This is a genomic window from Yoonia sp. JB2-21 (assembly GCF_055693545.1).
This window is the reverse complement of the sequence record NZ_JBVFUC010000001.1, coordinates 2,014,676-2,032,014: the sequence shown is the minus strand read 5'-3', so window position 1 is coordinate 2,032,014 and position 17,339 is coordinate 2,014,676. Positions and strand designations below refer to the sequence as shown.

At 55.8% G+C, this 17,339-nt stretch carries 21 protein-coding genes; 11 read left to right on the top strand and 10 right to left on the bottom strand.

Annotated elements, in window-relative coordinates:
* Window positions 1–14: 14 nt before the first annotated feature.
* Window positions 15–665 (top strand): DUF4259 domain-containing protein, encoded by a 651-nt coding sequence (locus ACZ1G5_RS10135; protein ID WP_472732719.1) that lies wholly within the window; start codon window positions 15–17, stop codon window positions 663–665.
* Between the two features lie 55 nt (window positions 666–720).
* On the opposite strand, the gene ACZ1G5_RS10130 is transcribed toward ACZ1G5_RS10135, so the two are convergent.
* Together ACZ1G5_RS10130 and ACZ1G5_RS10125 are read right to left on the bottom strand one after the other, a co-directional pair.
* Entirely contained in the window at window positions 721–1,371 is a 651-nt protein-coding gene (locus tag ACZ1G5_RS10130; RefSeq protein ID WP_472732718.1) for a ChrR family anti-sigma-E factor, read from the bottom strand.
* Between the two features lie 8 nt (window positions 1,372–1,379).
* Window positions 1,380–1,904 (bottom strand): sigma-70 family RNA polymerase sigma factor, encoded by a 525-nt coding sequence (locus ACZ1G5_RS10125; RefSeq protein ID WP_472734316.1) that lies wholly within the window; start codon window positions 1,902–1,904, stop codon window positions 1,380–1,382.
* A gap of 257 nt (window positions 1,905–2,161) precedes the next feature.
* On the opposite strand from ACZ1G5_RS10125, the gene ACZ1G5_RS10120 reads away from it, so the two are divergent.
* From ACZ1G5_RS10120 to ACZ1G5_RS10100, 5 genes are read left to right on the top strand one after another with little or no spacing between them, the layout of a single operon-like run.
* On the top strand, window positions 2,162–3,460 hold the full coding sequence (locus tag ACZ1G5_RS10120; RefSeq protein ID WP_472732717.1) for an NAD(P)/FAD-dependent oxidoreductase: 1,299 nt from the start codon (window positions 2,162–2,164) through the stop codon (window positions 3,458–3,460).
* Entirely contained in the window at window positions 3,457–4,215 is a 759-nt protein-coding gene (locus ACZ1G5_RS10115; RefSeq protein WP_472732716.1) for a DUF1365 domain-containing protein, read from the top strand. Before ACZ1G5_RS10120 ends, ACZ1G5_RS10115 begins: the two co-directional genes overlap by 4 nt.
* The gene (locus tag ACZ1G5_RS10110) at window positions 4,212–5,438 is read left to right on the top strand and encodes an MFS transporter (protein WP_472732715.1); all 1,227 of its coding nucleotides are present in this window, start codon (window positions 4,212–4,214) and stop codon (window positions 5,436–5,438) included. Before ACZ1G5_RS10115 ends, ACZ1G5_RS10110 begins: the two co-directional genes overlap by 4 nt.
* A gap of 3 nt (window positions 5,439–5,441) precedes the next feature.
* Window positions 5,442–6,014: a DUF3833 family protein gene (locus ACZ1G5_RS10105; protein ID WP_472732714.1), complete on the top strand. Its 573-nt coding sequence runs from the start codon at window positions 5,442–5,444 to the stop codon at window positions 6,012–6,014.
* A gap of 2 nt (window positions 6,015–6,016) precedes the next feature.
* Window positions 6,017–6,754: an SDR family NAD(P)-dependent oxidoreductase gene (locus ACZ1G5_RS10100; protein ID WP_472732713.1), complete on the top strand. Its 738-nt coding sequence runs from the start codon at window positions 6,017–6,019 to the stop codon at window positions 6,752–6,754.
* Window positions 6,755–6,821: 67 nt separating this feature from the next.
* Here the strand turns inward: ACZ1G5_RS10100 and ACZ1G5_RS10095 are convergent, their stop codons facing one another.
* Window positions 6,822–7,526 carry an MFS transporter gene (locus ACZ1G5_RS10095; protein WP_472732712.1) on the bottom strand — a complete coding sequence of 235 codons (705 nt, stop codon included), beginning with the start codon at window positions 7,524–7,526 and terminating at the stop codon, window positions 6,822–6,824.
* Window positions 7,526–8,011 carry an MFS transporter gene (locus ACZ1G5_RS10090; protein ID WP_472732711.1) on the bottom strand — a complete coding sequence of 162 codons (486 nt, stop codon included), beginning with the start codon at window positions 8,009–8,011 and terminating at the stop codon, window positions 7,526–7,528. Before ACZ1G5_RS10090 ends, ACZ1G5_RS10095 begins: the two co-directional genes overlap by 1 nt.
* Window positions 8,012–8,137: 126 nt before the next feature.
* Here ACZ1G5_RS10090 and ACZ1G5_RS10085 point away from each other — a divergent pair, with 126 nt between their 5' ends.
* Together ACZ1G5_RS10085 and ACZ1G5_RS10080 are read left to right on the top strand one after the other, a co-directional pair.
* A complete protein-coding gene (locus ACZ1G5_RS10085) occupies window positions 8,138–8,401 on the top strand; it encodes a hypothetical protein (protein ID WP_472734381.1) in 264 nt (87 codons plus the stop codon).
* A gap of 84 nt (window positions 8,402–8,485) precedes the next feature.
* Window positions 8,486–8,812 carry a DUF3775 domain-containing protein gene (locus ACZ1G5_RS10080; protein ID WP_472732710.1) on the top strand — a complete coding sequence of 109 codons (327 nt, stop codon included), beginning with the start codon at window positions 8,486–8,488 and terminating at the stop codon, window positions 8,810–8,812.
* A 6-nt stretch (window positions 8,813–8,818) separates the two neighbouring features.
* On the opposite strand, the gene ACZ1G5_RS10075 is transcribed toward ACZ1G5_RS10080, so the two are convergent.
* From ACZ1G5_RS10075 to ACZ1G5_RS10060, 4 genes are read right to left on the bottom strand one after another with little or no spacing between them, the layout of a single operon-like run.
* Window positions 8,819–9,727: a glutathione S-transferase family protein gene (locus tag ACZ1G5_RS10075; RefSeq protein WP_472732709.1), complete on the bottom strand. Its 909-nt coding sequence runs from the start codon at window positions 9,725–9,727 to the stop codon at window positions 8,819–8,821.
* Window positions 9,727–10,776: a saccharopine dehydrogenase gene (locus ACZ1G5_RS10070; protein ID WP_472732708.1), complete on the bottom strand. Its 1,050-nt coding sequence runs from the start codon at window positions 10,774–10,776 to the stop codon at window positions 9,727–9,729. The genes ACZ1G5_RS10075 and ACZ1G5_RS10070 overlap by 1 nt, the downstream gene beginning before the upstream one ends.
* The gene (locus tag ACZ1G5_RS10065) at window positions 10,776–11,378 is read right to left on the bottom strand and encodes a glutathione S-transferase family protein (RefSeq protein ID WP_472732707.1); all 603 of its coding nucleotides are present in this window, start codon (window positions 11,376–11,378) and stop codon (window positions 10,776–10,778) included. The genes ACZ1G5_RS10070 and ACZ1G5_RS10065 overlap by 1 nt, the downstream gene beginning before the upstream one ends.
* Before the next feature lie 12 nt (window positions 11,379–11,390).
* Window positions 11,391–12,035, bottom strand: a complete 645-nt coding sequence (locus tag ACZ1G5_RS10060; RefSeq protein WP_472732706.1) for a histidine phosphatase family protein — start codon at window positions 12,033–12,035, stop codon at window positions 11,391–11,393.
* Window positions 12,036–12,517: 482 nt separating this feature from the next.
* Between ACZ1G5_RS10060 and ACZ1G5_RS10055 the strand changes: the two genes are divergently transcribed.
* The 3 genes from ACZ1G5_RS10055 to recQ all read left to right on the top strand — a co-directional run bounded on the left by ACZ1G5_RS10055 (window position 12,518) and on the right by recQ (window position 15,484).
* Window positions 12,518–12,850, top strand: coding sequence for a hypothetical protein (locus ACZ1G5_RS10055; RefSeq protein ID WP_472732705.1), 333 nt, complete (start codon window positions 12,518–12,520; stop codon window positions 12,848–12,850).
* Between the two features lie 100 nt (window positions 12,851–12,950).
* Window positions 12,951–13,280, top strand: a complete 330-nt coding sequence (locus tag ACZ1G5_RS10050; protein WP_472732704.1) for a hypothetical protein — start codon at window positions 12,951–12,953, stop codon at window positions 13,278–13,280.
* A gap of 167 nt (window positions 13,281–13,447) precedes the next feature.
* Window positions 13,448–15,484 (top strand): DNA helicase RecQ, encoded by a 2,037-nt coding sequence (gene recQ / locus ACZ1G5_RS10045; RefSeq protein WP_472732703.1) that lies wholly within the window; start codon window positions 13,448–13,450, stop codon window positions 15,482–15,484.
* Between the two features lie 54 nt (window positions 15,485–15,538).
* Here recQ and ACZ1G5_RS10040 read toward each other — a convergent pair whose 3' ends face one another.
* Together ACZ1G5_RS10040 and ACZ1G5_RS10035 are read right to left on the bottom strand one after the other, a co-directional pair.
* Entirely contained in the window at window positions 15,539–15,850 is a 312-nt protein-coding gene (locus tag ACZ1G5_RS10040; RefSeq protein WP_472732702.1) for a cupredoxin domain-containing protein, read from the bottom strand.
* Between the two features lie 214 nt (window positions 15,851–16,064).
* Window positions 16,065–17,282 carry an MFS transporter gene (locus ACZ1G5_RS10035; protein WP_472732701.1) on the bottom strand — a complete coding sequence of 406 codons (1,218 nt, stop codon included), beginning with the start codon at window positions 17,280–17,282 and terminating at the stop codon, window positions 16,065–16,067.
* Window positions 17,283–17,339: the final 57 nt, after the last annotated feature.

Here is a 17,339-nt window from a genome sequence, read left to right as displayed (position 1 = left end):
AAGAAAGAAGTATCATGGGTGCATGGGACGTAGGTCAATTTGGCAATGACACAGCATTGGATTTTGCTGCAGCAGTCAAAGCCTTCGCCGATGTCCGTACAGTCATTGAAAATGACAGCATGTTTGCTCCTGATCTGGATGCAGATGATGCCTGCATCGCCCTAGCAGCCTGTGAAATACTGGCAGCGACGACTGGCCGTGCGGCTGAGGACCTGCCAGAGATCGTGAGGTTGCGCGCAGATGATGTCACGCCTGCGCTTCTGCAGACGGCTATGGGGTTAGTCACCCATATTCGCAGCAATTCAGAACTCGCCGAACTTTGGCAGGAATCCGGGGAGAACGACGCATGGCAAGCCTCGCTTGATGCGTTGTGCGCGCGGCTTGACGAAACCAAGCCATTTGAGGCGCCCGCAAAGAAACCCAAAAAGGAAAAACTGCCAAAGGATTTCATCGGACATTGCTACATCTGCTACGGCGTAGTCACGGAACGTGACGGCCTACTGTTCGCCTATGACGATCCAGAGGGCGGAACTTGTGAAAACTACCCACATCGCAAGTGTCTGGAAGACCAAATGACGGAACCAGGGCCCTATTGGAATGAAGACGGATCGCCCACACCGGTCATGCATAAACAGTTGATGCGCGGTTTGGGCTACGACGGCTAACAAAAAAATGCCCCAGTTTTCGCCGGGGCATCCAGTGTGGTCGAGGGAATTTCGACTAAATTCCTATAAATCTCTGCGCAATGCGTGGGACCAAACCATTGAAGCGTAGAGGCGCATCCGTCGCAGCGAGACAAATGCAGTCCATACCCTCTTCTGCGACCGGTGTATGGTGCAAATCTTCGTTCGCGACCTCTACATCACCCGCGCCAAACCGATCTTCTTCGTCGGTAAATGCACCTTGAAGTACCAGCGTCAACTCGGTCCCCCGATGACCATGGTCAGGAACAGCCGTTCCGGCTGGGATGCGCAAAAGCCGTACGCTCGCGTCTTTTGACGTTTGCAAAACGAGCTGACTAACGCCGCCGCCGACTTTGCGCCATTTCAAGCTATCAATGTCACCACTGATGTAGTCCTGCAATGGACCCGGAAATACACTCGATTGGTTGCGGACAGGTGCTGATGTCTCTGCAAACGTCCCGTTTTCGATCATCGCCATCGTTGCGGCAAGCGCGTCTTCTGCCACATCAATCGGATCGGCGTCCAACATGACCTCGCCACCCACAACCTCGTACTCGGCCAGTGCCGCGCGACAGGTATCGCACATGGTAATGTGCGTGGCCACAACGAGGTTGAACGCCTCTGGCAGCGTACCGGCGGCATATCCCATCAAGAGTGGCTCGGTCAGATGGTGTTTAATCTGTTTCATATCATTCATCATTTCATTGCGTGGCGCAGTCTGTCTAACGCCAACCTAATCCGCGATTTGATCGTACCCAGTGGCAATCCCGTCTCTGCGGCAATTTGACTATGGCTTAGCTCGCCAAAGTAGGCGCGCTCGATCAGTTGTCTTTGCTCGGACGGCAATGTGGCCAAGGCCTGCCCGAGTTGTTCCGTTTCTTGTTGTAGACCCATCGCCTCGACCTGATCAGGTTCGGCTTCCGGTCCCCATGGCAGGTCTTCTGGTTCAGGCCTGCGCTGTTTTCGCAGAATGTCGATCTTGCGGTTTCGAGCGATTGTAAAAATCCACGTGGATACACTCGCCTTCGTTGGATCAAACATATGGGCCTTGTTCCAAAGGGTCGCCATGACCTCCTGTGCACATTCTTCTGCCAGATCCGGGCTGGCCCCCGATTTCATCAAAAAAGACTTCACCCGCGGGGCGAAGTATCCAAACAACTCCGCAAAGGCCTTGCGGTCCTTGTGATCCCGCACGGCATAGACTTGAACGACCCAAGCCATGCGCTTTGCTGTTGCTTCGGAATTCACCTGCGTCGTCCTCTTTCTACGCACTTGCTGCGTTTTCATGTCACCATAGGCAACCGTAGGCGGCAGCGCATCCGCTTTTGTGAGGGCGTTTGGTTCCGTCAACATATAGATGTTACGCACATGTTAATGGTTTGGATCATTTCACATGCCATTTTTCTTTTGATCCATACAAGTTACCCCTCCGTAACAAGAAGCAGACAAAAAAGAAAAGAAGTTGGAGCCTCCCTGACATGCCATTCGAGACCGGGACAACTGCGCCCAGAAAAATTGCGGTAATTGGTGCTGGGATTTCAGGAATGGGGGCAGCGCACGCGCTGGCAAAAGACCACCGCGTGGTGCTGTTCGAGGCTGAGACACGATTGGGCGGGCATGCCCGCACGCGGATGGCTGGTAAAAACCGGGATCAGGCTGTTGATACTGGCTTCATCGTTTTCAACTATGCAAACTATCCAAACCTAACCAAGCTCTTCGACCACCTCGATGTGCCTGTCACCAAAAGCAACATGAGTTTTGGGGCGTCTTTCAGCGGCGGACGGATGGAATACGGTCTGGCCAGCATGAATGCGCTCTTTGCCCAGCGCAGCAATATCGCCAGTCCCAAGTTTTTGCGCATGGTCCGCGATATTCTGAAATTCAACGCCAAGGGTCTTGAGGCCAGCCAAGACGAGACGCTCACGATCGGGCAGCTTCTGAAAAAGCTAAACCTCAGCGACTATTTCCGCGATCACTACTTGCTGCCATTTTCCGGCGCGATCTGGTCGACCCCGAAAGAAAAAATTCTTGACTTCCCCGCCTATGCGATGATGCGGTTCTTTGACAACCATGCGCTTCTCAGTGCGACCGGGCAGCATCAATGGTATACGGTCGACGGGGGATCGCGCGAGTATGTCACCCGCCTCGGAGCGGACATGATGCAACGCGGGGTCGACATTCGACTGGGCGCACCGATTGACGCGGTACGTCGCACTGGCGCTGGTGCCGATGTCAAAACCCACGGCGCTGGATGGGAAAGCTTTGACGAGGTCGTTTTTGCGACCCACTCGGATGACACGCTCCGCATGCTATCGGACGCGACTGCTGTTGAAAAATCAGTATTGGGTGCCGTCCGGTATCAGCCAAACAAGGTCGTGCTGCACTCCGATACTTCGATCATGCCAAAGCGGCGTCAGGTTTGGTCATCCTGGATCTACTCAGAAGATGCCCAGCGCACGGACAAAGAGATTAACCTAACCTATTGGATGAATTCGCTACAGCCGTGGCTGAAGGGCGAAGACATGATGGTGACCCTCAACAGCAATCGCCCAATCCGGGACGACCTGATCTGGGACGAGGTAACCTTGCGCCATCCAGTCTATGATCTTGAGGCGATTGCAGCCCAAGAAGCCGCAGCCGCGATGAATGGATCGAACCGCACTTGGTTCTGTGGCGCATGGATGAAGAACGGCTTTCACGAAGATGGGCTATCGAGCGCATTGGACGTGGTCCATTCTTTGAACGCGCTTGAACGTCTCGATATCGCGGCAGAGTGACCCAACACGTTCATCATATCGCAGCAGAAACCTATCATGGGCGGCGTGGAGCGACGAAGAACGCTTTTCGCTATTCCATAGACTATGTCCTGACGGACGCCGAGGCAGAGCCCAAGACACCTGCGTTGTTTTCACGCAACGCAGGAAACCTGATGTCGCTGCAAGACAGCGACCATGGGGGCGCACCCAAACAAGGCACCGGCGCGGCGTGGGTGCGTGATGTCTTAGCAGCCTATGATGTCACCGATGCCAAACGCATTGAGCTTTTGGCGCAACCGCGGGTTTTGGGTCACGTCTTTAACCCGGTATCATTTTGGCTTTGCTATGATGCCAAGGATGCGCTGACAACGGTCATTGCAGAGGTCACGAATACTTTCGGAGACCGCCATTCCTATCTTTGCCGCCATGACGACGGGCGTGACATCACCAAAGATGAAACCCTTTCAGCGCAAAAGCTAATGCATGTGTCACCGTTCCAACCTGTTGAGGGTGGCTATACCTTCCGCTTTGATATCCAGCCCGACAGCATTGGCATCTGGATCGACTATTCGCGTGGCAACGGCGGGTTGATCGCCACACTGACCGGCCCACGCAAACCGATCACAAATGCATCCATCATCAAGGCGGCCCTTCGCAGGCCTTTCGGGTCTCGGCGCGTTTTGACGCTGATCCATTGGCAAGCCATCAAACTTTGGTGGAAGGGCGCGACCTTCCGGTCGCAACCCGAGCCGCCCGCGGAAGAGGTCAGCAGATGAAAGCCCTGTCAGAGCGGTTACCCGCATACTCGGTCTTTGCGGCCGTGTTATCCGGCGCTGGCCTGCCGATTTATATCTATGCACCCAAATATTATGCTGACACGTTCGGCGTCAGCCTCGCGGCCTTAGGCGGTTTGCTGTTCGCGATGCGGCTTTTCGACATGATCCAGGACCCTGTGTTGGGGTGGATCAGCGAACGGCTGACCAATTCGAAGAAGTTGATCATCACCCTGACAGCAGTCGTTATGGCGCTGTCGATGATCGGACTGTTTGCTGTCGCGCCGCCGATCGACCCGTTGTGGTGGTTCGGCATCACGGTCACCGGGCTGTTCACCGCTTTCAGCTTTCTGACCATCAATTTCTACGCGCAAGGGGTCAGCAAAGCAGGCGAGGACCCGCAAGGGCATGTGCGTCTGGCCGCTTGGCGCGAAAGCGGTGCGCTGTTGGGCGTCTGCATCGCCGCTGTGATCCCCACCGTGCTGATCGGTGTGGTCGCCAGCCCCTTCGCCGCCTTCGCGTACGGGTTTGCAGCACTCACAATGATGGCAGCGTTCTTCATGTGGCCAGAATGGAAAGGCCGCGTGAACCAGGAACCATCCCAGATCAAAGAAATCATCCGCGACAATACAGCGCGGAAGCTGCTGGTCTTGGCACTGGTGAACGCGACGCCGCTGGCCGTCTCATCGACGTTGTTCCTATTCTATGTGGAAAGCAAACTGGGGGCTGTAGGCTGGGAAGGCCCTTTATTAGTGCTGTTTTTCTTGGCCGCAGCAATATCTTCACCGATCTGGTCGGCCCTCGCGCGGCGCTTTGGACCCAAGCCCGTTTTGCTTTGCGCCATGATCCTTGCCGTTGCGTCATTTGCTTACACGCTGACTTTGTCACCCGGCGATGTGATCCCTTTTGCGATTGTGTGCGTATTAAGTGGAGCGACTATCGGGGCAGACCTTACTTTGCTGCCTGCGATGTTCGCGAAACGTATGGCCGCCATCTCGCCAAATGGCGGACAGGGATTTGGCCTTTGGAATTTGGTGAACAAGTTCACGCTTGCCTTCGCCGCGGTGGTGCTTCTGCCGCTACTTGAACGATCGGGCTTTCAGGCCGGTGCAACGGATTTGCCCGCCCAAGCCATCACGATGCTGACGGTGCTCTACGCGCTCGTGCCGTCACTTTTGAAACTGCTTGCCATCGGGTTGCTGATGGTAACGAAACTTGAGGACTAAACGATGTCGTTTATGACCTACATTCTGATCGGCGCCATTTTGATGGCCATCGCTGTTTTTCTGAAAGAGCGCTACGTTTCTTTCTGGGCGCAAAAATCGGATGACTATGCCGATGGGCCCATCTTTGACATCCGCGAACGGTTCAACGGACCGATCGAGTGCGAGGGGGTCATTTATGGCCCGACTGGCAGAGTGTCATCCCGTTTCGTGGCAAATTTCGAAGCGTCGTGGAACGGCAACGTCGGGACGATGGTGGAAAAGTTTCACTATGACAGCGGTCAGGTTCAGGACCGTGTCTGGACACTGACACTGGGCAACGATGGTAAGATCAAAGCCGAGGCACCTGATGTTGTCGGTGCCGGAACAGGCCAACAACGCGGATCGGCAGTCTTGCTGAACTACCGCATTAAGCTTACCGAAGAGGCGGGTGGCCACGCGCTGGATGTCACTGACTGGATGTACCTGATGTCCAACGGGACCATCATGAACCGTAGTCAGTTCCGCAAGTTCGGGATTAAAGTGGCGGAATTGGTTGCAACGATGCGCCCGAAAGACAAATCCTACGCAGGAGAATAGGTGTGAAAGACTGGCAAGGAAAACGCTATTGGCTTGTTGGCGCAAGCGAGGGGCTGGGCCGAGAAGTGGCCTTCAGCCTGTCCCGCGCAGGAGCCGAGGTGATAGTATCTGCCAGATCAGAGGATCGTCTAAAGGAACTGGTCGCTGAACTGCCCGGCAAAGCGTCTTATGTCGCCGTAGATGTCGCCGACCGCAGCGCGGTCGAGGCCGCCGCATCCCAGATCGGCGATATTGATGGCGTCGTCTATCTTGCTGGCGTCTACTGGCCGATGAAAGCGCAAGAGTGGGACAACGAAAAAGCCGACATGATGGGCGAGGTCAACTTTCTAGGGGCGTCCCGCGTCGTCGGATCGGTGATCAAGGATATGGTCGCAAAGAATGCCGGTCACATCGTGCTTGTCGGATCATTGTCAGGCTTCCGGGGATTGCCCGGTGCGATTGGGTATTGCTCGTCCAAAGCGGGCATGATGTCACTCGCGGAATCCATGCAAGCAGACCTGCGCACGTCCCCCATCGAGGTACAACTGATCAATCCCGGTTTCATCAAAACGCGCCTGACAGAAAAGAATGACTTCAACATGCCGTTCATCATGTCGCCCGAGGATGCTGCGAAAGAAGTATTCGAACATATGAACACCGACACTTTCAAGAAAAGCTTTCCGCTGATGTTCTCGTGGGTCTTCCGCCTGTCGCAATTTATGCCTGACTGGATGTACTATCGGCTGTTCGGGGCGAAGTAGGGATTGGGAGCCAATATCTGGTTTACGCACCTGATTTGACTGATACTTCACGGCAAAAGAGTGTTAGTTACTCCACCTTTGCGGCCAACCGGCTCACCAAAACCAAGGTCAGTATCACCGCAATGGAAAGAAGCCCCGCACCAACAATCCATGCGATAGGTGTGGCGTAAATCTCGGCGATCGTTCCGGCCAAAATCAGACCCAATGCGGCCCCCAACTGTTGTAGCAGCGATCGCAGGGACAGCACGGTGGATCGCTGACGATCCTCGACACAACGATGCAGAATGCTGCTGGCTGGCGTTTCGCTGACACCAAGCATTACAGAATACAGGACGAATACCATCACAAAGCCGGTGATACTGCCTTGCAACGCCAGTGCGATCTGAATGATGGCCAAGCACGCAAAACTCGCGGCCAACGTTATGGCGTGCTGTCGCTTGAACATTCGGCTGATGTGGGCAGATAATGATGCGCCCAAGGCGATCGAGAAGAAATAGGTCGCCGTCACGATACCAATGACAGTGTTTGCGTAGCCCTCATCCAACATGGGTTTTGCGTGGGTCGGCCAGATCACCTCGACCGGGTTTGTGCCCATCAGAACGAAGGCCAACGCCGCCAGAAGGATCGACAGCGTGGGGTGCTTCAGGGCTAAAAGGCTCGCGTCCCTGATCACCGTTGGGACATTCGCAAAGCTGTGTAGCAGAGCGGTGACGTCCTTGGGGCGCGGTTCTTCGATAATCGCCACCGTAGTGAAAACAAATAAGCCTAACATCACAGCAAAGCTTGCCACGTAGGACGCGTCATAGATGCTGAACCCCAGGCTGATCGCAACCCCCCGAAGAGGTCAGGCAGAAGCCCCCCAAGGACGGCACCCATGGCCAACCCTATGGCGTTCGCCCATTGCGCTTTGGCCAGTGCGGGCTGGACGTCCACATTTGGTGCTGCGGACTTGAAGGTTTCAACGAACCACGCGTCAAGAGTCCCGGATCGGAGCGCGCGCCCAAAGCCGATGAAAGCAAATGAAAGCGCCAGCACATAGAATTCACTCGTGGAAAGGAACAGCGCGAGCGAAATCAAGCTCGCGACGACCGCTGCCAAAAAGACCGGCTTGCGGCCAATGCTGTCTGCGAGACCACCAAATGGCAGTTCCATCGTCATCGTCGTAAGCGAATAGACGGCAAACAGAAGCGACATTTGAAAAAGGTCCATGCCACGGTCCGTCAAAGCGAGAGCAACAACGGCAACTGTCAGTCCCATCGCAAACCGATCTAGGAACTGGTGTATTTGAAATATCCGAATGTGCCGTCGCGCTGACGGGTTCAGTGCCGCGAAAGAAAATTCAATTTCGGTGACCATCTTTGCAGCATCGTCGTTGCCGTCGACATGCACAATACACTAAGCGCGCAGGACCCTGTGCGACACACCAAAGCGGCCGTTGCCTCAGAATGCAGCCTAGACTACGCTGTCCATATGAAACATGTCCCCAAAGAAACCACGGATGATGCGCTTATTCAGGAGTTTCTGAATAAAGGCGGCAAGGTCAGTGTTGGCAAAACCAAACCCCCAAATGCTGAGCTTGGGCTGAGCAATAATCAGTGGGGCAACAAGCTGACCAAAGAAGAAAAAGCCGCCCGCGACAAGAAGTGATACCTGCTTAATCCCCGCACCTTGCGCGAGATCAAGGTGCGCTGTGCTATTGTCCTCCATGCTTACACCAACGGAGGACGCGACATGTTACCAATTTCAGCAGACAAAATCGCAGAAGTTATCATCATCGCGCGTGAACTGGATCGCGCCGAGAATGAGTTTGACGGTTTTGTAGATCAGCTCGCCGAAGATGAGAAAGTCGGGCTCGTTGCGGTGTTTTGGATTGGCCGCGGCAGCTTTGAGCCCGAAGACATCGCAGATGCACTGGACACGGCGACACGCGAGGCGACAACGCCGACCGCAGATTATCTCAAAGGTTCTCCTCATCTTGCTGATCACTTGGAGGCCGGCATGTCTGCGCTTGGTGTCGATCCGTCACAAGCAGAAGATGATCTTTATCGCCCTGCCTGAATATCGTTATGACCAGTCAAAGATAGGTCCGATGGGGATGATCCCCAGTGGATTTCGTTTCTCGCTCGCGCTGAAGTAACCGCGTTTGTAGATATCAAACCGTACCGTCTCGGCGATCCCCGCCATCGCATAGATGCGTTTGGCATAGGGCCACAGATGTGCATAGTCCGAGATCTTTCGCAGGTTGCATCGAAATGCGTAGTGATAGGCCACGTCAAACCGCGCCAGCGTTGGGAACAGCCGCAGGTCTGCTTCGGTGAACTGATCACCACAGAGAAAAGCACGCTTGCCAAGATGCGCGTCGATCCTGTCAAGCGTTGCAAAGACCTGATACGCTGCGATCTCATAAGCCGCTTGTGTGGATGCGAACCCTGCCCGGTAAACACCGTTGTTCACAGTGTCATAGATCAACTTATTCCAATCATCTATGTCGGCGCTCAACACTGCGGGATAGAGGTCGGGCCCACTGAAGGCCGCATTCAACATGCGTACGATATCGGCGCTTTCATTGCTGACCATCCGCGCTTGCACTTTATCCCACAGCACTGGCACCGTCAGCCGCCCCGTATAGCGCATGGGGTCGGCGCTATAGACCTCATGCACGGCACGCACACCCAGCAGCGGATCAGCAAATTCACCTGCGTCGTCAAACACCCAGCCTTGATCATTCCGAGTGGGACGGGCGTAGGAAACGGTGATGTCATCCAGCCCTTTGATCGCGCGTGTCAGCAACGCCCGATGCGCCCAGGGACAGTTCCATGCAACAAACAGATGGTAGCGTCCCGCCTCTGCGGGGAAGTCACCTTTGCCGATCCAGTGCCGGACAGAACTGCGGCTTCGTTCCCATTCTCCGCTTGGCAGGGTTTTGGTGACATCCTCACCAACGTGATACACACCGTCGACCATATACCCCATCAGGTGGTCGCCCGATCAAACCAACCTTGCGCGCGACCCCAGACGCCGTCGTCAATGTCCTTCAGCGTCATAAGATGCGGCAAAAGCTGTTCGGCAAAATCTTCGCTGCTTTCCACAGGCAGCATGGATGGCAGGTTGTCGATTGCGGTTACATCCAGCACCGGTGCGTCGTGGACCCTTAGGGCGGGCACGTCCCATGTTGTGGTCCGGTCGTAGACCTTGATGGGAGAAAAATCACTGTCCGGGTCGCAGGCAATATCGCCAATCACTGATAGATCCCGGGGCCCGGCCTTTGCACGTGTCGGTACAAACACCGGCGTGCCCGGGCGCGCCAGAATGCAGTTGAGGAATATGTCGTGGGCCAGAACCTCTGGGAACGGGCCGCCTGATGCGGTCTCGGTCATGTCCCACTTTGTTGTGGCGACACCCATCGCCTGACAAAGATCGGCAGCCCCGGTGCCAACCCGTCCCAATGCGCCGATAATAAGGGCGGTCGGTCGGACCGTACCAATTGCCATCAATGTCTCCTGCAGGTCCATCAGCATATGGTTCGCGCTGGGATATGCCTTAACCGGTGCCACGAGTTTCCCGCCTTGCTGCGCGATCCAGCACATCAACGACACAGCCGCCCCCGCATATCCCGCCCAATAGCCAAAGGCGGCGACACGGCGACCATCTGCATCAGTCAAATATTCCAGATCATAAAGTGTCCCGCCGCCGACCTTAAACCGATCCAACAGAGTCTTGCCGGATGGCTGTCCTTTGTAGGCATGCCCGAACATGATGTGGCGATGCCGCAAGGGCGTGCCGTCCTCTGGCAGTTCCTTTAGGCCAAAGATGATCGCCTCATCCGGCGCGTCGACCCATGAAAATTCTGGCGCAATCTCACATCCGGCGGCGGCATATTCCGCGATAGGCAGAATGCGCTGCGCGCTGTCCTCAACGGTCACACGATATCCAGCCACAATCAGCTTGGCCGCACCCTGCGGCGTCACGCCAACCCGTTCTTCATGTGAACGGCTTTCCGACCGCACCCAGAGGTGGGTCATCACAGCATGCCCTTTTGATAAACCGCCTGCACCGAGGAATGCGTATTCATCTGGTGCTGAAACGCGGCAAGGCCGGGGAAGTGCGAGATATCCACGCCATCACCGGGCAACCACGTCAGAACGACATATAGGTAGGCGTCAGACAAAACCTCTAATGTGCCGACGTTGAACGGGATCAATGGCAGCGTGCTTTCCAGATGTGCCGCACAATCCGCCATCCGCTCTGGCACCTTGCGCTTCATATCAGCGAAAGAGCTTTCTTCATCTGCCCAACGCTCGCCCCGAATGCCATGCGCGTGATGGGGATGCATCGTGCCATTCAGATATGCCATCAGCTCGCGCATCTTTGCTGCCGAATAGGCGTCCTCGGGCACCATCTGCGGTGCCACATATTCAAGGATCGCCGGTGTTTCCGTCAAAATGCCATCCGGGGTTTCAAGCGCGGGCACCCGACCTTTGGGGTTAATCTGGCGATAATCGTATTTTGTCTGCTCAAAGCTGGCGAAATCCACGCGGACAGGATCGTAGGGAACACCCGCCTCTTCCAGAACAACGGCAGCGGCGACGGAAATCGTGCGCGGGGCATAGTGCAGTTTCAACATCCTGAAGATCCTTTAGTAGTGAGTATGCGCATACAGGCGGTCATCACGGTCCAAATGGGGTACCGCATTAAAGCTTGCGAGGATCGGTCCCTGCGGGATCACATGGACCCGATGCACCGAACTATTCATAATCGGCAGCAGCACATGCGCCATCCGCGTGGGATCAAGGTTCAGCAAATGACGGATGATCATGCCAATCACCCCGCCCGAGGTGACGCAAAGCACGCGGGCACCCGGTTTCGCCGCCTCTTGTAAAACCGACGTCACGCGATTTTCGAAAGAAGCAAAGGTTTCGACGCCCATAATCTCGGCCTTGTGCCATGCTTCCATGACCTGCGGGACATGGGCGGCGAATTCTTCAGGACCGGGAAAGGGCACACCGTGCACATCTTCCAGCGCCTGGCCCAGATTGAAGTAATCCATCTCATTCAGACGCGGATCAATCTGTGGGGAATCGTATCCAATACCTGCGGCAGTCTCTTTGTGGCGGCGCAAGCTGCCGGAAATGATCTTGTCGAACGGCTTTTCGCGGCTGCGCAGGTAGTCACCAAGCCATTTTGCTTGCTGATGACCTAAATCAGACAGACGATCATAGCTTTCTTCATCCGTTGCACCGGAATTCGCCTGACCGTGCCGGACTAAAATGATCTCGCCCATCAATTTCCTCCTGAAAGAACAGAAGTACGGCGTGCAAGACAGGTTGGCAACGACTCAAAATAGCAGATTCGGAAGCAAGATGTTGCCATGCGAAACCCGCTCAGAGGCAAATTTCATGTCACATCAGTCACGCGCCCGCGAGAACAAAGAAATAATCGCCCCTCACAGAAATGCGCCGAATTGAAATCTGTGAACAGTTGAAAAAACTTTGATCCAAATTTGGTTAACCCAACGGCAACTGACGCACAGATCGGGGTCGTTATGTGTGCGTAAATGCACAAAAATGCCCGTCTAGTGCATTCATTCTCATGTCAAGCACCAAACCTGTTCACATCGATCACCGTTTTCGTGATCACCCCCGACCTTTTCGAATGCCCTCGAATGCCCAATCTTCATCTCATCGAAACGCAGCACACCGCTGCTCAAACAAACCAACCGCGGACCAGGAACACCGCAAAACACAAACACAAAGGAACTTAACCATGTCTATCAAATCAATCGCACTGATCGCCGCTACCGTAGCCGCAACTTCAACAGCCGTATCTGCTGACAGCTACTTTGAATTCGCAGAGAACATCGAAAGCTCGTCAACTCTTGAGCTTGGCCTGGTCCGCGCCGAAGGCGCTGGCGTTGTAGAAATCTACGACTTCTCCAAAGGCGAAGCTGGCCGCTTGCTCGGCACTGAAATGGTCAACGCTGGTGCAAACACAGACGTCAAAGTGAACGTCGGTATCCGTCCAACACAAGACGTGATCGCACTGCTGAAAATCGACGGCCAGACCGTTGCTGAGCGCGACTTCGACATCATCGACTAACCCCCTCGGGGCAGCGTCATCTCCCTGTGGCGCTGCCCCACCCCAAAAACCAAATCGCAGTACTCTCGCTGCAAATACACAAACTTAAAGGAACAAAACCATGTCTATCAAATCAATCGCACTGATCGCCGCAACTGTGGCCGCAACTTCAACAGCCGTATCTGCTGACAACTACTTCGAGTTTGGCGAAAACCTCGAAAGCTCCTCCACATTGGAACTGGGCCTGGTCCGCGCTGAAGGCGCTGGCGTTGTAGAAATCTACGACTTCTCCAAAGGCGAAGCTGGCCGCTTGCTCGGCACTGAAATGGTCAACGCTGGTGCAAACACAGACGTCAAAGTAAACGTCGGTATCCGTCCAACAATGGACGTCCTTGCTGTGCTGAAAGTTGACGGCCAGACCGTTGCTGAGCGTGACTTCGACATCAACTAATGACCCACCATTGCAGGAAGGTGTCCCCTTCCTGTTCCTGGGGCCGGCACCTGTCATGGGTGTCGGCCTTTTGCATTTTGCCGCACGCTCACCTCTTGTTAACCGATTCTTAGCGTGGGATTGTGACGCTCAAGAGCAGCCAATAATCGCATGAACAGGGTCTTCTATTGTCCACCACATCGCTTCTGAGTGACGTTTTCGGCTTTGATGCCTTTCGGCCCGGGCAGCAAGAGATTGTCGAGGCGGTCATCGCGGGTGAAAATGCCCTGGCGATCATGCCCACCGGCGGCGGTAAATCCCTTTGTTTTCAATTGCCTGCATTGGTCCGCAATGGCGTGACCGTTGTGATTTCCCCCCTGATCGCGCTCATGCGTGATCAGGTCCGCGGCCTGCGCGAAGCGGGGGTTGACGCGGGTGCCCTGACCTCTGGCAATACCCCTGAAGAAACCGATGCTGTTTGGGAAGCCTTGGACGCAGGTACGCTGAAGCTGCTTTATATGGCGCCCGAGCGCCTCGCCTCTGGCGGGACGATGAACATGCTCCGCCGGGCGGGTATTGGCCTGATTGCTGTGGATGAGGCGCATTGCGTCAGCCAATGGGGCCATGATTTTCGCCCTGATTATTTGCGCATTGGAGAGCTAAAGCGCACTTTGGATGTGCCTTTGGCGGCTTTCACGGCGACCGCCGATGCCGAAACCCGCGAAGAGATTGTTGAAAAGCTGTTTGGTGGCCAGCAGCCAGCCACGTTCTTGCGTGGCTTTGACCGGCCTAATATCCATCTCGCCTTTGCTGTCAAAGATGGCCCGCGTAACCAGATTTTGAACTTCGCCGCTGCACGTAAAGGCCAGTCTGGCATTGTCTATTGCGGCACGCGCGCGAAGACGGAAACACTGGCCAAGGCGCTGGCTGATGCGGGTCACAGCTCTTGCCACTATCACGGCGGGATGGAGGCGGAGGATCGACGCATTGTGGAGCGTCGTTTCCAGCAGGAAGACGGATTAATCGTCTGCGCCACTGTGGCCTTTGGGATGGGCATCGACAAGCCTGACATCCGCTGGGTCGCCCATGCGGACCTGCCCAAGTCGATTGAGGCCTATTATCAGGAAATCGGCCGCGCGGGCCGGGATGGGGCACCTGCGGAAACGCTCACGCTGTTTGGCCCCGATGACATTCGCTATCGCCGCCAGCAAATTGATGAAGGACTAGCCCCGCCGGAACGCCGTGCCGCGGATCACGGGCGGCTAAACGCGCTTTTGGGTCTGGCAGAGGCGCTGCGCTGTCGTCGTCAGAACCTGCTGGAGTATTTCGGCGAAAGCCCCGGCCCCTGCGGGCATTGTGATTTGTGCGATAAGCCTGCCGAGGTTTTTGACGGCACTACTGCGGTCCGCATGGCGCTTTCAGCTGCTTTGCGGACGGAAGAATGGTTTGGTGCGGGCCATCTGATTGATATCCTGTTGGGAAACTCTACCGATAAGATCCAGCAACGTGGCCATGATAGCCTGCCCACTTACGGCGTGGGCAAGGACTATGACAAACGCCAATGGCAGGCAATTTTCCGGCAGATGATGGGGCATGATCTGCTGCGCCCTGATCGCGAACGGCATGGTGCGCTGCGGATGACCGAACATGCGCGCCCCATTCTGCGTGGCGAGGCCACGATGGAGTTACGTAAGGACACGATTAAGGCCGCCCGCGGCTCTGGCCCCAAGGTGCGGATGTTGGTCAGCGAAGAGGATGCGCCGCTGCTGTCAGCGTTGAAGGCCAAGCGCCGCTATCTGGCGGAACAGGCCAATGCGCCCGCCTATATCATCTTCAACGACCGCACTCTGATCGAGATGGCCGAGAAGCGGCCCATGACACTGGATGAAATGGCCCATATCGGCGGTGTCGGTGCCAAAAAGCTGGAAAACTACGGCCGTGATTTTCTTGAAGTGATCGCTGGGGCTGTGGAAGAGGTGCATCCAATGCGCCGCAAACTGGCAGGGCGTGGTGAGGGCGCGGTTTATGACCGGCTGATGCAAGTGCAAGCGTCACTTAATCGCGGCCCGCATGGCGCGGATAAACCGATGAGCTGCTCTGCCTCGATGCTGGCCAAGGTCGCGCAACTGCGTGGGGCCGATATGGAGAACCTGACCCGCGTGATCGGCGACAAATATGCCGAGCGGTTTGGAGAGGCTTTCCTCGAAGTGCTGGAAGGTGGCTAAAGAAAAGGCGGATCCCTTGCGCTGACCCGCCTCTCCGATAAAGAAATGAAGTGCTTACTGCACCACGATCTGTGCGGTCATGTTGGGGTGAACGGCACAAAAATAGTCAAAGCTGCCCGCACTGCCAAATGTCAGCGTGCTTTGCTGGCCACCCGACAAGCGACCCGTATCAAACGCGCCAGCCTTATCGGTGGCGGTGTGCGGTGCGTTGTCTTCATTGATGAACGTAACGCTGTCACCTGCGGCAATTGTCAGAACCGCGGGCTCAAACGCGAAACCCTTGATGCTGACGACGTGGTCCGCAGCATTTGCGACCGTTGCAGAAACCACCATAGCGGCGGCGACAAGTACTGATTTGAATGTCATGTTTTCTGTCCTTCGAATAGCGGCTGTTCAGCCTGGTTTTCAAAATGCAAGACGGCTGTCTCAGTGGGTTTACGCGCCGACCGTCTGATCTATTCGCAATTATTTTAGTTTTTTTGCCGCCGCGTCGGCAACAAACACAACCGCTGCCGTATCATCTTGTACCATCTGTTTGGTCTATGCGGCAAAAACGCTCTCTGACTGACGGGACAGAACGCTAGTCCAGTCTTAGCCGAAACACCGCATAGACAAGCAAGGCCGCACAGCACAGACCCGCGAGCAGGAATGGCATGCGGATCGCCATCTCGCGTCCCAAATCATCTTCCAGTACGGCAACGAGTGCGCCACCTGCCAAAGCACCCAGCGGCATCGACCCCCAACCGAAAAAGCGGTAGATGCTGTTGACCCGGCCCAACAGTTCAGACGGGATGCGACGTTGACGCCATGACACGGTGATCACATTCCACAGCATCGCCGCTGCCATCACACCGTATAGCGCGCAGCCCATCACGATGCCCTGCGATGTCAGCCCGATCACCGCATAGCCAATCCCCCAACCGGCGATGGACGCATAAAGGCACAGCTGAATGCCAAACATGCGCGTCAGCGATGGTGCAAACAGGCTGCCGGATATTGCGCCCAATGCGGCGACCGACAGGACCAGACCATAGGCCGCGGGTGACAGGTGCAGCACATCCTGCGCGAACAGCACCTGCACGGTGATGGTGGCCGTGGCGATGAAATTTGCGATGCCCAGTACGATTGCTAGTCGCAAAAGCAGGGCGTCGCCGCGCATGAAGGCGATCCCTTCCTTGAGCGCTTGCCAGAAGCCGCTTTGCACTGTGATCGTGGGTTGCAGCGTGATCAGCCAAACCAACCCGGCGGCCAATGTCAGGAATGCTGCATGAATGCCGAATGGCAGGGCGATGCTTGAGGCAATCAGTACCCCAGCCAAGGGCGGTCCAATAAATTGCCCGGTCAGCTGTTCGGTGCTCCACAACTGCCCATTGGCTTTCTCAAGGTCCTCTGATGCGACAATCGAAGGCAAAATCGTTTGCGCGGCGTTGTCGCGGATCACCTCGGCAGAACCGAGCAAGAACGCAAGCCCTGCCAACAGCCAGACGGCCCCTGCATCATGGTCTTGCATCGCCAGCAACATGATCGCGAATGCGATCACGGCGCGCAGAAGGTCCGCGCGCGCGATCAGTTTGCGCCGGTCCACCCGGTCAATCACCACGCCAGCCGGGATCGCGAACAATAGCCAAGGCAAACGCCCGGCGGCTGCAACAGCACCGATCATCAGCGCATTGTCCGTCATCAATGTTGCCAGCCACGGCAAGGCCAGAACTACAAGGCCATCGCCAAGGTTCGTCAGCGCGCCTGCGCTGAACAGCAGGCGAAAGTTGCGATTTCGGACAAGGAGAGCTGTGGCCATGTGTTTGCCTTCTGTCTGAAGAAACAGGTGCGCCGTCTTTGACTAAGCTTGCTGCAT